Annotated in this window: 10 protein-coding genes; 7 read left to right on the plus strand and 3 right to left on the minus strand. The window is 40.2% G+C overall.

Translation table 11 applies throughout. From position 1 onward, the window contains the following. Positions 1-168: 168 nt before the first annotated feature. Entirely contained in the window at positions 169-675 is a 507-nt protein-coding gene (locus tag B3317_RS04785) for a DUF6712 family protein (protein WP_291109155.1), read from the minus strand. 943 nt (positions 676-1,618) lie between these two features. On the opposite strand from B3317_RS04785, the gene B3317_RS04790 reads away from it, so the two are divergent. The 5 genes from B3317_RS04790 (at position 1,619) to B3317_RS04810 (ending at position 8,106) form a co-directional block, all read left to right on the plus strand. Next, the gene (locus B3317_RS04790) at positions 1,619-1,951 is read left to right on the plus strand and encodes a hypothetical protein (RefSeq protein WP_291109157.1); all 333 of its coding nucleotides are present in this window, start codon (positions 1,619-1,621) and stop codon (positions 1,949-1,951) included. Between the two features lie 266 nt (positions 1,952-2,217). Then, positions 2,218-2,523 carry a hypothetical protein gene (locus B3317_RS04795; RefSeq protein WP_291109159.1) on the plus strand — a complete coding sequence of 102 codons (306 nt, stop codon included), beginning with the start codon at positions 2,218-2,220 and terminating at the stop codon, positions 2,521-2,523. 292 nt (positions 2,524-2,815) lie between these two features. Beyond that, positions 2,816-3,142, plus strand: coding sequence for a hypothetical protein (locus tag B3317_RS04800; RefSeq protein ID WP_291109160.1), 327 nt, complete (start codon positions 2,816-2,818; stop codon positions 3,140-3,142). 76 nt (positions 3,143-3,218) lie between these two features. Next, a complete protein-coding gene (locus B3317_RS04805) occupies positions 3,219-5,327 on the plus strand; it encodes a hypothetical protein (RefSeq protein WP_291109162.1) in 2,109 nt (702 codons plus the stop codon). Between the two features lie 367 nt (positions 5,328-5,694). Continuing rightward, a complete protein-coding gene (locus B3317_RS04810; protein ID WP_291109164.1) occupies positions 5,695-8,106 on the plus strand; it encodes an outer membrane beta-barrel family protein in 2,412 nt (803 codons plus the stop codon). Between the two features lie 127 nt (positions 8,107-8,233). Here B3317_RS04810 and B3317_RS04815 read toward each other — a convergent pair whose 3' ends face one another. Together B3317_RS04815 and B3317_RS04820 are read right to left on the minus strand one after the other, a co-directional pair. Then, positions 8,234-9,061: a hypothetical protein gene (locus B3317_RS04815; RefSeq protein ID WP_291109165.1), complete on the minus strand. Its 828-nt coding sequence runs from the start codon at positions 9,059-9,061 to the stop codon at positions 8,234-8,236. A 402-nt stretch (positions 9,062-9,463) separates the two neighbouring features. After that, the gene (locus tag B3317_RS04820) at positions 9,464-9,682 is read right to left on the minus strand and encodes a helix-turn-helix domain-containing protein (RefSeq protein ID WP_291109166.1); all 219 of its coding nucleotides are present in this window, start codon (positions 9,680-9,682) and stop codon (positions 9,464-9,466) included. 276 nt (positions 9,683-9,958) lie between these two features. On the opposite strand from B3317_RS04820, the gene B3317_RS04825 reads away from it, so the two are divergent. Together B3317_RS04825 and B3317_RS04830 are read left to right on the plus strand one after the other, a co-directional pair. Then, on the plus strand, positions 9,959-12,997 hold the full coding sequence (locus B3317_RS04825) for a SusC/RagA family TonB-linked outer membrane protein (RefSeq protein WP_291109168.1): 3,039 nt from the start codon (positions 9,959-9,961) through the stop codon (positions 12,995-12,997). A gap of 14 nt (positions 12,998-13,011) precedes the next feature. Then, positions 13,012-14,721 carry a RagB/SusD family nutrient uptake outer membrane protein gene (locus tag B3317_RS04830; protein WP_291109171.1) on the plus strand — a complete coding sequence of 570 codons (1,710 nt, stop codon included), beginning with the start codon at positions 13,012-13,014 and terminating at the stop codon, positions 14,719-14,721. Positions 14,722-14,795: the final 74 nt, after the last annotated feature.

Consider the following 14,795-nt stretch of genomic DNA (forward strand, 5'->3'; position numbering starts at 1 on the left):
AAGATATGACATGATTTTAGAAAAAATAGTTTACTATATCGAAATAATGACTTTTTATTGTTAAAAATAGTTTCTTAGGCCAAATTTAAACTGTAAAAACAGAAAAAAGACAGTTTATTCAAACTGTCTTTTTTATAAAGAGATTGTTCTTGAAAACAGGAATCTGAACTAGCGTTTCGGAAAATAGAATCCGCTGTCGAATTCCATATCTTTTTTACACTTATTTTCCGGCTGCCACAATGGATAGTTAGTACGGCACTTATAAAGGAAATCCACAAGTTGTTGTTTTAACATATCTGCATCATTCTTTATCCACTGCCGCAATTGTGCAAGATCTTTTATATCCACACCTTTACTGTTTTCACTTTCCCGGATTGTAATGCCCTTGTTTACAATAATAGCCCAATGAAAAGGTAAAGCCTGATATACAGCGCAAAAGGAGAGGGCAGGGGCGATTTTCAGTATCAGGTCGCTGTTTTCCGGAGTAAGGGTATTGGCCGATACCTGTTCGCATAATTCTTCCATCAGCGGTTCGCCCAGTATGTCTGCAATATGAAGCTCCTGTGCAATACAGATATAGGGTATGAACTCGGCGATGTCGGTGCTGGATGTCACAGGGGAATGCATCTTGAACAGTTTCTCACTTATCAGGGGTAATTGTATTAGTTCTCTCATAGCTTTTTACTGTATAGATAAACTTTTTTTAATTTGATAATGCCTGATTCAAAAAATATATATAATATGATTGTAAAAAAAAGAAAAGATTGTTTCACAACAATCTTTTCCCAACTAACCTTATTTTAATACTATGGGAAAACATAAGCATTAAAATAACAAATATCTTTATCGGATGATTATCGTCATATATGGCTGTTTTATTTTCGATCCTGTGCGAATCTTAATTCCGGGCAATTTATGCGTAGCTTCTATTTAGCGGAACATGTCAGGTCTCTTCCTACTTGTGCACTTATGCACCCGTCTCATTACAATTTTCCAAATATAAGAACATTACGAGAATGAAGTAGGATTATGAATGGATAATAACATTATTTAAGTAAAGTTGTCCTTATGCTGATAAAGCGGGGAGTTAGTGTGTTTACAATAATGTTATTAAAATAAAAAATTCACTTAAAAACAATGAAAGTAAATGCTCTGGTAGTCAATAGGTTAATTAACTATGTTAATGAGTGGTTTTAACACGATATATTCTGTTTTTTTACATAGTTCTGATTATATTTGTAATGCATACAACGTTCTTTACATAAAGAAACTTACTTGGTAAAAAAACGGTTTGAAAACGGTAGCCGTTTTGCGATTTATTTCTTTAGGATGATGCACTGCTAATGCGGCGTGCTTTTCATTAATTAAACACTTATATGATCGCTTTAGCCAAATTTTTAAACTTCACATTCCGAAATTTTAAAACGGGGAAGACTTGCAATAATATAGATGTATTGCAAGTCTTTTTTGTTTTTTGAAGCCTTTATTTTTATTCTTATTAAAAAGGGTGTCTTTATAGCCCAATGAGTCTCTGTTTGATAATGATTAATTACTATATTTGTAATACAGGTAACGGATTTCTTTAGTAGACAATATTAACAAATAAATACCTCGGATTATGAAAACAGACCTTTACACCAAGATTGTACTGACAGTGATAGCAATAGCTTTAGTAGGAAATTTATTGAAAGATGTAGACTTTGTAACTAAAGCACAAGCCAAGCCCGTAGATTTAGACCTCTCTGCCCTGAAAATAGAAAAGGCAGAAAGTGACGATGATAAGGAAATGACGTTTTTTATTTATGAGAATAGTAAGATACGAAGATCTTTTTCTGTCGATAACTATGAAAGATGTGAAATAGGGTATAAAGATGTTCCCATTTATATTATAACAAGTAAAAAAGTTCCTCGTTTTAGACAGACTCATATGAGTATAAGCAGAACAGAATAATTTACATTCCTTTGCCCCATAAGGAAGCCTGAGAGAATATTCTCAGGCTCCCGTCGCAGGGGATTTGTAATCCCCTGTTTTTTATTATCAGGATTTACAATCCGATAAGCTCTTTAACGGATTAAAAATCCTGACAGTAGAAATTTTCGGATTGCAAATCCGAAAGAACGAAGAAGAACGAAGGAAATCACCTTGTGATTTTAAACCTTTATCTAATATATTCGTCTACATTTGTAGATAATATTAACAAATAAATACTTCGCATTATGAAAACAGACCTTTACACTAAGATTGTACTCACAGTGATAGCAATAGCTTTAGTCGCTAATTTCTTTAAAAATAACGATGTAATATCATCGGCTTACGCTTCCCAAAACAATCAAATACAGGCTTTACCGGTACAAAAAGAAGTAATAGATGTAAATATTGTGAGTGTTAGTAAACCGATAGATGTGAATTTGATGCAGTATGGAGGGACGTCTATAAATGGTTATAATGAATATAGTATTGAAAAGTATTTTGGATATAGAGGCAATTATCTAAATGGTATTCCTATATTAATATCAAAGTGAGTGATAGTTATATAAAACATTGATAAAAAGCCTGAGTTATTTCTCAGGCTTTTTTGTTATCATTTTCAAATAACTTTATCTATACTCTAAAAAGCATTATGAAAAAAACGAAAGAATTAGTAATTAAAGTAAATGGTACAGAAAATGTAGAAAAACTGGCTGATAATTTGGATAAGGTAGAGATAAAAATGATGGAGAGGTGAAATTAGCAATCGCCTTGTGATTTTTAAACCTTTATCTAAAATATTCGTCTACATTTGTAGATAATATTAACAAATAAATACTTCGCATTATGAAAACAGACCTTTACACTAAGATTGTACTGACAGTGATAGCAATATTTTTAGGAGTGCTTATCATCAAAGACGTAGACTTCGTCACCAAGGCTCAGGCCAGCGACCTAGACCTCTCTGCACTGAAAATAGAACAGACTGCCAGTGCTGATGAAAATGAAATGACGTTTTTTATTTATGAGAATAGTAAGATAGCAAAGCCGTTCTCCATTGATAACTATGAATATTGTGGGATAAGTATTAAAGATATACCAACTCATATTATTACAAATAAAAAGCCTGAAATAAGATATCGTAATAATATGTCAGTGGTGAAAGTGAAGTAATATATAATTTGAGTATAAAAAAGCCTGATTTTTATTATCATTTTTCAATTACTTTATCTATACTCTAAAAAGCATTATGAAAAAAACGAAAGAATTAGTAATTAAAGTAAACGGTACAGAAAATGTAGAGAAACTGGCTGATAATTTGGATAAGGTAGAGATAAAAATGAAAGAACTTCCTATATCGGCAAATATTATCGCAGAAGTCTTGAGGACAGGATTTGTCGAAATATCAGATGATGCTATTTTGCATGTCGCCAAAATAGGAGCTACTGTCTCAGAGCTTAGCGCCCATACCGAGCAGGCTATCGGCAAGAACAGAGAAGCAGCGCAGGAACTGGTTAAAAGTATCAGGAAATCAGACGAAAGTATTCTGTCTTCTATAAAGGCTACAGTGAAGAAACTGCCCGTTGTTATGGAAAGTTATCTGACAATGGTAACGAACTCTTCCGAGATGCAAACTACACTATTGGCAGACCGGACAAACAAGAATAAAGAACTTATTGAAAAGTCTTTGACCGATATAGAAGTGAAGTATATAGAGAAAGGTAAGAGGATTAAAGACGCCAATCTGAAAACATATGAAAGTTTTATTGGAGATTTGAAAGGCTATAAATCGGAAATTGAATCCGCCATTTTGCAGACAGGTATTCAATACGATGCTATGAGTGCGCACTACGATAAGGATAGCGAAGAATTTAAGAAAGCTCAGGAAGAAAAGAAAGCTGCTTTGGATAGTCTGCAAAAAAAGGTAGTGGAAATAAACGTAAAAATTGAAGAATCTAATATTTCGTTTCTTGAGAAATGGAATAAACAGGGCGATAATGCAATGGCTGATGTTGCTAAAAAAAGTAAAACAATAGCAGATTCTGTAAAAGAGTTAACTAAAACTACTATATGGGATGATAAAGCTCCCGATGATAAGAAATCATCCTTCCAAAAACTAAATGAGGATATCAAAAGTGTTATTAAGCCACTAGATGATATACAATCAAGTCAAAAAGCCCTGTACGAACAAGAAATAAAATATATAACCGAAAGTACTAACCGAAAGAAAGCCGAACTAGATAAGCAAATAAAAGAACTGGAACAGGAAGCCAAAGACAAGAAAAAAGAACTGGAAGTAGACAGGCTGACGGCTGAAAAAGGAGTCAACGACAGCAATGTCGGCAGATATTCAGGAAAGATATCGGAATTAGAAAAAGATTACGGATTAGAGAAGGATACCGAAAGCGGTGGGTATAAAGAAGTTGCGGGCTGGGATGAAATGTCTCCTGAGCAACAAAAAGAAATCGAAGATGCCAAAGATAGATTAGAACAACTAAACGAATTGAAGAAACAGGAAGAAGAAGCATCGGCAGATAAGGCGAAAAAGATAAAAGAAGCCAACGATATCATCTTTCAGAGCGAACAGAAAGTATTAGATGAAAAACAGCGTATAGAAGCTGAAAAAGCAGCATTAGACAGAAAAGCGACAGAAGAAAAAGCAAAAGCGGAAGAAAAAAAAGCAAAAAAAGAGGAACAGATAGCTAAACTCAAGAGGATAAAGGATAAAGCGGAACATGTGGTAAAAATAGCACAGGCAATCAGTGACGTAGCCGGAGGGGTAACGAAAACATTAGGGGCATATCCCTGGCCTCTGAACGTTGCATTAGCAGCATTGGTTGGATTGCAGGGAGGAATACAAGTGAAAATAATGACAGAGCAACTAAAATACATGCAGGACGGCGGACTGCTCAATGGCAAGCGCCATTCACAAGGCGGCATGCGCATCGAAGGTACAAATATAGAAGTAGAGGGTGGCGAATATGTTATAAACAGAGAATCAACAAATAAAAATCTCGGTTTGGTACACTATATAAACTCCCAACGCAAAGAATTGACACCCTCCGATGTAACCGGATTTTTCGCCAGAGCATCACAGGGTTTCGATCTGCCATTTCAACGGGAATTCGCAGCGGGAGGGATGATGCCTGCGCCGTTTTTAGCCCCTAATTTTTCTTCCGACAACGATGCGTTGGTACATGCCATTAAGAACATCCGCATAGAGTCGGGTTCTTCGGGCGACAACGAAGCCCTGATAAATGCCATCAAAGGCATTCGTATAGAGCCTAAAGTGGCCGTAACGGATATAATCCGTGCGCAGGAAGAGGCTGTACAGGTGGATAAGTGGTCGGGAAACTAATTAAACATTCATCAAAATAAAAGTAAGTTATCCATACAATGAGAAATAATGAAGAATGGCGCAGGCAACCGCTATAGTATCCAGGTCTTAAATCTCTGACTCAAAAATACCCCCGGGAGAATAGTGAACTTTCGGGGGTATTTGTTAATTTGTATATAAATGTGCGCTTATATCCCGGAGAACAAGATATAATTGCCGTCTTCTGTTGCAGGACAACAAGTCAACAGGAGTGTTCTGTTACAGACAAATCATTATACATTTCTGACATATCCCTGTCCTTTAACATTTGTACATAAATAAAATAGTTAATCTATTATTATTCATGTTATATTTGCATGCAATTTAACTAAATACCTGATTAACGATAATGAAGAGCCTGTTCTTCCTGTACACTCTACTGTGCCTTACCCTCACCGTGTCCGCCTCCGTCCCGCGTATAAAGGGAAAAGTGGTAGAGGCCGGAAAGAGCACACCAATCGATTATGCCGATATAATCCTTATAGAAAAAGGGAAGATAAATCCCGTATTGCATACCCTGCCTGAAACAGACGGGGAGTTCATCCTTTCCGATATCAAAGACGGAGAATATTCACTGCTGGTAAGAGCTGTGGGCTTTGATGTGTACACACGTTCCGGTATAGTGCTCAATCCTTCTACAACAGTATTCAATTTGGGTATCATAGAAATGAAACCGTTAGAACAGGGTTTGGCTGAAGTAGAAATAGTAGCACAGAAAAGACAGGTAATCTATAAACTGGATAAAAAGGTAATAGATGTATCCAATAATCTGCTGGCAAGCGGTGGATCGGCAGGCGATATACTTGAAAATACACCTTCAATCCGTGTCGATGCCGAAGGAGAAGTAACATTCAGGGGCAGCAGTGGCTTTGCAGTTTATGTAGACGGTAAGCCGAGTGTCTTTAGCGGTTCGCAGGCACTGGAACAAATACCGTCGGGGCATATCGAAAATATAGAGATAATCACCACCCCGTCGGCCCGTCACGATACAGGAGGCGACGTAGGCATTATCAATATCATCACCAAAAAACATTCTCAGCAGGGACTGAACGGCATGGTAAACCTTACGGGAAGCACTATGCTGTCGCGTGGCGTAGATTTCCTGCTCACACAGCAGGATAAGGCTTCGCGCTGGTATCTGGGTGGCGGATGGAACGACAGACTGCGCAAAAGTAAATTCAGGCAGGAGAAAACCACCATTGTATCCGATGTGACCACCATATCCGATTCGGACGGGCCACGCGAAAGCAACAATTTCGACTATTCGCTAAAAGTCGGCTGGATGTACACATTACCTAAAACCACATTCAATGTGGATGTGCAGGGTGGCTATGGCGGCCGTACGCGCAAAGGTGATCTCGATTACAAGGAGGAACAGACTAAAGCCGGCTTGCCTTTGGGTAGTGGCGACTATATCAGCCATGATGACTATGACCTGCACGAAACATATTATCAGGGGACGGTCGGTTTTGCCCATAAGTTTAATGATAAAGGGCACGACCTCACAGGAAGTTATTACCTGAAATACGGCGGCGATGCCATGGAATATTTCCAGAGCGACCTGTTCAATTATCAGGGTGAACGTCAGCAGGGACACAGGGCTTGGGAAGACGAACACCGCTGGACAATGCGCGGAAATATCGATTATATATTTCCATACCGTGAAACGGGACGTATAGAAGGCGGCTACCAGTATTTCTCCTATCTCGAAGACGGTGATTACAGCATGCAGTTCTGGAATCCGGAAAAAAAGGAATTTTATTGGCGCGATGATATTTACAATACGTTCTATTTCAAATACGGCATACATTCCATCTATGCGATAGTGGCCGACAGTTACGGGAGTTTCGATTTCCAGCTGGGGCTTCGCGGCGAGCATACCCACCGTGTGCTTCGCAGTTCGAAGGAATGGGCAAACCGTACATATGACAAATTCGAATTTTTCCCGTCGGCACACCTCGGTTACAACCTGCCGGGAGGGGATAAGGTACTGGCTTCTTATTCGCGGCGTATTACGCGTCCCGAACTGTTTTTTATGGAGCCGTATATAACATACCGCGATTACTATTCAGCCGAAATAGGCAATCCCGATATCCGCAACGAATACATCAATTCTTACGAACTGAACTATAAGAAGAATATAGGCGAACATGCGCTTTCTGCATCTGCATTCCACCGCAGCCGCAAGGATAAGATAGAGCGCCTGCGTGTCCCGTATCAGGCAGGGGTGACGCTGGATTCGATGGCAAATGTAGGGCATGATTATTCGACAGGTCTTGAAATCAGCGCGCAGATGCAGGCCACACGCAAATGGAATGTCAATATTAACGGAAGCTATTACCATTACAAAATAGAGAATGAATACAAGACCGAAAACGGTGACGAAACCAGCAACAATTATGAGATAACCCTCAACAATTCATACGATGCCGGTAAAAACACCCGGGTACAACTCGATGGTAACTTTGTGGGGCCGTCTGTGACCACACAGGGGAAAACCAATTCGTTCTGGTATGTGAATATGGCAGTACGCCAGCAGTTGCTCAACAGGAAACTGAATGCCACCCTGTCTTTTCGCGATGTGTTCAATTCGGCACGCTATGTAAGCAATATAAGTACAGCAAACCTGAAATCGGTGACGCATATAAGACCCAATTATCCGCTGATTACATTAAGTCTTAGTTATACATTCAATAACTTCAAGGCGAAGAGTTCCCAAGGTAAGGAAAATCACGACTTATTTGAAGGCACGAATCACTAATGTATTATTTGTTAAATATATAATGCCGGTAGGGAAATTCCACACCGGCATTATATATAGACATAATTTGGTGATTTTGCGATCTTTGAATCTTTAGATTCTGAACTCTTTAAATCCAAACTATACCTTATTTCTTTTCTTCCTCAGGATAGATGATGATACGAGGACGCTTGTTAACATCCGGAATCATCAGTTTACGCTCTGCATCTGTAAATCCCATCTTTTGGGCAAATGTTTCCACATGCAGTCCCGACCTTATTTCGGACGAATAAAGCATTTTTAAGACTGTCTTTTCCTCTTTCGAAATATAGAAAGGTTCTTTCATCATATGCCGTATTTCGTCCTGTGAACGAAAGAATTGCGGAATTACCGACCTGCCGATAGTTACATAATAAGGGTATAGTTTGATAGGATGGTCAAGCCCCAGTGCATGTTGAAATTCATGCATCAGCGTTTGCGAACTGGCATGACAACCATCGTAGATGACTGCAAAATTGATACTCCATGAGTAAGACGTTTTGCGGTTCACTTTCGACATTCCGTTCAGACAGACAGATTGCGGCAGCTTGTTTGATATTACTTCGGGTACGCGCCTGTACACATGCAGGTTGCCACCCCTGGTCACACGCTCCATCTTTACAGGGGCAATAAGCGGTGCCAGTATGGCGATAACGGAATCTACTTCGTCTATCGACTGCCGGCTAAGTTCTCCGATATTTTTTATTTCTACCTTTATATCCCTGTCCCACTTGCGTATACGGGAGTTTTCAAACATAAACGCCACGTCGCAAAACAGGCTGAGTTCGTCATCATTATATCCTGTTTCCCTGAATTTGTGTGCATTGAACCGGCGGGTTTCCTTTACTGCGGCATTTTCATATACGAACGATACCAACCCTGTTGTTGTGGATAGGATTATCAAGGAGAATATGGTATATTTAGCATACTTCACCATGTTTTTCGGTATTTTGTAGATTCATATAAATGCGCTGTCAAAAACGTCCGACGCACATCCCCCTTTAATACAAATATATTAATTTATATTTGTCTGATGTTATATAGAGGGAATTTTTAAGCGGATTCCATAAATAAATGAGGAAAAAATAAGGAAAATAATCAAAAATTTATTGATAGAAAAAATAGAAGGGACATGAGGATGTGAAATGAACGCGCATACTTATATTCTCTTTATATCTGCAATATCTTTGACTTACCATACCGGAATATATCGATTTGGCAACCGGAAGGATCTTTTTTCAAAAAAAGACATTTGTAAGTATTAACAACAACTATAAAAAAATTAATAATTTTTATTTGTAGTTCTTGCTCTTCATAGTCGTCCCATTCAGTTTATATATCATTCAACATTTACGATGTCGATTAATTTTACCTCTAACGCCTGACATATTTTATATAAAGTGCCCAAGGTAGGATTAGTGCGCCCCTTCTCTATTCTTATGAGATTATTGTATTCTATATCAAGCTTATCCGCTAAATCCATCATGCTCATATTTCTACTCTCTCTTATCTCCCTAATCTTCAAACCTACTTTTTTAACTAAAATTTCTTTATCCATGAATTTCTATCATTAATGATTGTTCATTAAAGAAAATTGATTATGTTTGTATCACAACAATCATATATGATAGTTTGTGTTAAAGGCTATTTTATTGAAAATCAGATTTAACACATTATGCCTTAATGTTTAACAGATTTATAGAAGGAGGTAGATATGAAAACATGAAACCATGGATCAGAACCTCTGTGTACAGAAAATGCCCGGATTTATACTGTATTCAGATTATTTTTAACGATTTAATGCTTTATTATTAACGAATCTTATTAAAAATTAATGAAAACACATCAGCAAATTAATGTCCTTAATTCAGGATCTTTATGTAGGTCGTTTTCATCTTTGGCAGCTGCAACTTTAGGATTATTCCTCTTTTGCACACCGAATGTCCACGCTGCCGATGGAAATACTGAGAAAAAGGCTGTCTCTCATGAAACTTCCCCTTTACAAAAGGGACGGACAGTCACTATAACTGTAACAGACGCGGATGGGCCTCTCACCGGCGCCAATGTAGTGGTAAAAGGTACTACTAACGGAAATATTGCAGATGCAGATGGAAAAGTTATCTTAAATAATGTACCCGACAATGCTGTGCTGGTAATATCATTTGTAGGTTTTATCCCTAAAGAAGTTCCGGTAGGCAATCAGCAAACGATAAGTGTAAACTTGTTGGAAGATGCTCAGGCACTCGAAGAAGTTGTGGTAATTGGTTATGGTACACTGGAGAAAAAACAGGTTACCAGTGCCGTTACCTCCATATCGGGAAAAGACCTGATGGTAGGGGTAGGCGGCTCCGATATATCCGCTTCATTACAGGGTCGTATCAGCGGGCTTATTATGAATAATATAGGGAGCGCCAATGCCGGTACTACATTCCAGCTGCGCGGGCTTACTTCCATCAATGCCGGTAAATCGCCCCTGATTGTAATCGACGGATTCCCGGGCGGGGATATACGTTCACTTACACAAGACGATATTAAATCGATAGACGTACTTAAAGATGCCTCTGCCGGAGCCATCTACGGTACACGCGCCACTTCGGGGGTAATATTGATTACAACCAAAAGCGGTTCGAATACCAACGGCAAGGTAAAACTGACCTATAGCAACGAACTTACTAAAAAACAGGCTTACGGAGCACCTCAGATGCTTACCGGACGCGAGTACGCCGAACATGGTATAGGTACGGATTACGGTTCGGATACAAACTGGTGGAATGAAATGATAAATGATGATAATTTCTCTCACAAGCACCATGTAGCTATAGATATGGGAACAGAAAAAGCACAGGTTTATACATCGTTCTTTTATGAAAAAAATCAGGGGATATCTTTGAGCGACGAACGTGAAGACTATGGAGGACGTTTCAATGCCAATTTCAAACTGTTTGACGACTGGCTCGAAGTACGCCCGAATGTAGATTACCGTCAGGCATGGAGAAACAACAACATTCCTGCCTTCCAGCAGGCCATGCGAAACAACCCTACACGTTCGCCCTACGACCCGGAGAGTGAAACCGGCTATAATGTATGGCTCAACGAGTCGCTGGACTATAATGTGGTAGCCGATGCCAGATTGAGCACTTACGAAGGACTGGACAAATGGTTCAAACCGGAAGTTACCTTCAAATTGAATATAAAGCCTGTTCCGGGTCTGTCTTATTCGCAGACAATAGGTTATGAAAACCGCCAGTGGGAGTATCACTTCTACAGGTCGCGTTATCATCGCTCCGAACTGGAAGAATCTCGCAGGGGGGCTGCATATCTCAATTTCAGCAAGACCGAAAATATTACATCCGAAGGGTATGCAAACTATATCAAAGAATTTAACGGAGGACATGTGTTAAATGCTACAGCCGGCTATTCATACTTCGAAAACAATGGTGAAGGTTTCAGCATGGAAAACTTCGACTTCGATGTGGACGGTCTCAAGTTCTGGAATATCGGAGTTGGTTCGTACCGCAGCGATGGGAAAGCAAATCTGGCCTCAAGTAAAAATATCACAGAACGTTTGTTTTCGGTGTTCGGGCGTGCCAATTATTCTTTTCAGGACAAATACTTGCTGCAGGCATCTCTTCGTCACGAAGGCTCTTCAAAATTTGCCGCCGACAATCGCTGGGCAGATTTTTGGTCGGTATCGGCAGGATGGCGTATTTCCGCTGAAAGTTTTATGAAAAACCTTACATGGCTCAAAGACCTCAAAGTACGTTTCGGCTATGGAGTAACGGGTAACAACGATTTCAGTTCCTCTTATATGGCCGATATGTTAAGTTCAGATGCTTACTGGATGCTTCCTGACGGGACATGGGCATATTCGTTTGGTAAGTCACAGAACGTAAATTCCAAACTGGGATGGGAAGAGAATAAAGAATGGAATATTGGTGTCGATTATTCGATATTCGGTGATCGCTTTTATGGTAAGTTCGACTATTATCGCCGTAAGATAGACAATCTTATTTATAACGTGAAAGTTCCTCAGCCTCCTTATACCCAGGGTTCTCAATGGCAAAATATAGGTAGTATGGAAAGTAAAGGCTGGGAATTTGAATTCGGCGGAGATATTATCCGTACAAAAGATTTTACTTGGACTACCAATATGAATCTCAGCCACAATTCGGGTAAGATACTCACTTTGTGGGGCAACAATACTTATTACAACGGCAATGGCTTTGTTGCTCCGGGCACCCCGGGCGATGCTGCACGTATAGAGGAAGGTTCGAAAATAGGTTCGTTCTACATCTGGAAATTTGCAGGGTTCGATGACGATGGGAACTTCCTTCTTTACAATAAAGACGGAGAAGTGATACCGGCTGCCCAAAAGACCGAAAATGACAAGCAGTATATGGGCAATTATCTGCCAACACTGATTGTAGGCTGGCGTAATACACTCACATATAAAAATCTGGATCTGGGGATCAGCCTGCGCAGCTGGATAGACTTCGATGTATATAACACCTTAAATATGTATTTCGGTATTCAGGGACGGGGCAATACCAACGTGCTCAAAGATGCTTACGGGAAGTTTGCCCACATCAAGGGAGAAAAGCAGATTTGTGACTACTATCTCGAAGACGGTACATTCCTGAAAATCGATGCCATTACATTGGGATATACTCTGCCAATGAAAAAATACACCAAATTTGTTGACCGCATACGTGTTTACGGGACTGTGGGTAATGTCGCCACTATCACAGGTTACAGCGGCATGAATCCCGAAGTGAATATCACCAATTGGGATGGGGGTACGGAGAAGTTCTGGGATGGTAGTTTCTATCCGATGACGCGTACTTATACATTTGGTCTTCAGTTAAATTTCTAAATACATAGGCAAGAATGAAAAAGAATAAGATAACTAAATTCATATTGTCGGGAGCCCTTTGTCTGCTCACTGCTACGTCTTGCGATGTAGATCCGACTTTCTATACACAGGTAGTACCCGAAACCTTCTATACCTCGCAGGAAGCGGTATGGGAACGTTTCAACCGCCCTTTCACTCACTGGCGTTGGTATGTAGGACAGGATTCTCCCCGCTGGTTGCTGCAGGAACTTGGTACGGACGAATTTTGTCAGCCTACCAGAGGCAGCGACTGGTTTGATGGTGCCAATTATCAGAAATTCCACCATCATGAATATACAGAAGATATGATTTTCATCGAAACAGGATGGACTAATTTTGCGATGGGAGTTGCTCTTGCCTGGGATGCACTCGAAGATCTTGAAAAAGTGGACTTCGATGCTCTGGGGTTTCCACAGGGCACGCGCGAATCGATGCTGAATCAGCAAAAAGCATTGGTTGCATCCTTGTACCTTGACGGGCTCGACTTTTTCGGAGGAGTAGCTCTCTATACCACGACACAAAGCGAGGTAAAAGGCCGTTCGACCGATAAGGAAACTTTCGAATTTATCGAAAACCTGCTCAAAGAAGCCATCCCTAACCTCCCTGTGAAGGAGGAGCTCGGAGGTCTTGAGAACGGCAGTATCAACAGGGCTGCAGGAGCCGCTCTTCTGGCACGCCTCTACTTCAATGCCAAATCGTATATCGGTACGGAAATGTATGCAGAGGCCGGACAGATATGTCAGGATATTATCAATGGTGTATATGGCAAATATGAACTGGATGCGGACTGGACAAACATTTTCGGTTTCGACAACGAAACGTGTACCGAGATCATATGGTCGGTACCTAGTCAGAATGCCAAATTGGAGACTGACGGTATGTACTGGGATCGCATGGTACCATACAATTACAGGAATTATCTGGGAGGATTGGAAGGTTCGGGTTCGAATAATGGTATCGGGCTGATTCCAAGTCTCGACCCTCTGGGCAATAAATATCCTTACAAACTGGGTGGTGCTTATTCCAAATTCCATGACAGCGATATACGCAAACAACCATACGTGTATGAAAACAATGGCAAGTACCGGGGGATGTTTATCGTAGGTAAACTGATTAATCCTACCAATCCCGATTGGGTTTGTACAGGTAGCCGTGAGTATAACGGGCAGATAATAACAGTCGTAGACCAGGTATCGTATTTTGCCAAATTAGGTTCGGCCGAATATCCTACGTTGGCATCACTGCCATCTACTATTGCCACGGCTGAGGAGTCATCCTGCGTACGTGTTACCAAACGCAGTCCTCGTCCAAATCAGAGCGAAAAGAACCGTAAATTTGACCCCGATGTTCCAATTATCCGTTTAGCTGAAATTTATTATACATTGGCTGAATGCAAGATGCGTGCAGGGCAAACAGGAGAAGCGGCACAATTGATTAATACCGTGCGCAAACGCTATTTCGCAAACGGAAACGACCCTGACCCTGTTACGGCTTCCAACCTTGACAAATACCGTATGCTGGACGAATGGTTACGCGAATTTTTGGGCGAAGGCCGCCGTCGTACAGATTTGGTACGCTGGGATGCTTATGTAACAGAAGACTGGTGGGATCATAAAGCGACTAACAATCCAAATCTGAACCGTTTTCCGATACATTACAGCCTGATAGGGGCTAACAACTTACTGGAACAGAATCCGGGATATTAAGAATGAGCAGATTGTTTGGTATATAAATGCCCGTTTACTGTTTAGGTATAGGCTTTAAACAGTAGAATTTGAAA

The organism is Dysgonomonas sp. UBA7710, from assembly GCF_002482385.1.
Lineage (GTDB): Bacteria > Bacteroidota > Bacteroidia > Bacteroidales > Dysgonomonadaceae > Dysgonomonas.

What these genes read in the sequence shown, in the direction of transcription:
- B3317_RS04785 (WP_291109155.1), bottom strand. Translation starts at nt 675, where the DNA reads ATGAGAGAACTAATACAATTACCCCTGATAAGTGAGAAACTGTTCAAG.
- B3317_RS04790 (WP_291109157.1), top strand. Translation starts at nt 1,619, where the DNA reads ATGAAAACAGACCTTTACACCAAGATTGTACTGACAGTGATAGCAATA.
- B3317_RS04795 (WP_291109159.1), top strand. Translation starts at nt 2,218, where the DNA reads ATGAAAACAGACCTTTACACTAAGATTGTACTCACAGTGATAGCAATA.
- B3317_RS04800 (WP_291109160.1), top strand. Translation starts at nt 2,816, where the DNA reads ATGAAAACAGACCTTTACACTAAGATTGTACTGACAGTGATAGCAATA.
- B3317_RS04805 (WP_291109162.1), top strand. Translation starts at nt 3,219, where the DNA reads ATGAAAAAAACGAAAGAATTAGTAATTAAAGTAAACGGTACAGAAAAT.
- B3317_RS04810 (WP_291109164.1), top strand. Translation starts at nt 5,695, where the DNA reads ATGAAGAGCCTGTTCTTCCTGTACACTCTACTGTGCCTTACCCTCACC.
- B3317_RS04815 (WP_291109165.1), bottom strand. Translation starts at nt 9,061, where the DNA reads ATGGTGAAGTATGCTAAATATACCATATTCTCCTTGATAATCCTATCC.
- B3317_RS04820 (WP_291109166.1), bottom strand. Translation starts at nt 9,682, where the DNA reads ATGGATAAAGAAATTTTAGTTAAAAAAGTAGGTTTGAAGATTAGGGAG.
- B3317_RS04825 (WP_291109168.1), top strand. Translation starts at nt 9,959, where the DNA reads ATGAAAACACATCAGCAAATTAATGTCCTTAATTCAGGATCTTTATGT.
- B3317_RS04830 (WP_291109171.1), top strand. Translation starts at nt 13,012, where the DNA reads ATGAAAAAGAATAAGATAACTAAATTCATATTGTCGGGAGCCCTTTGT.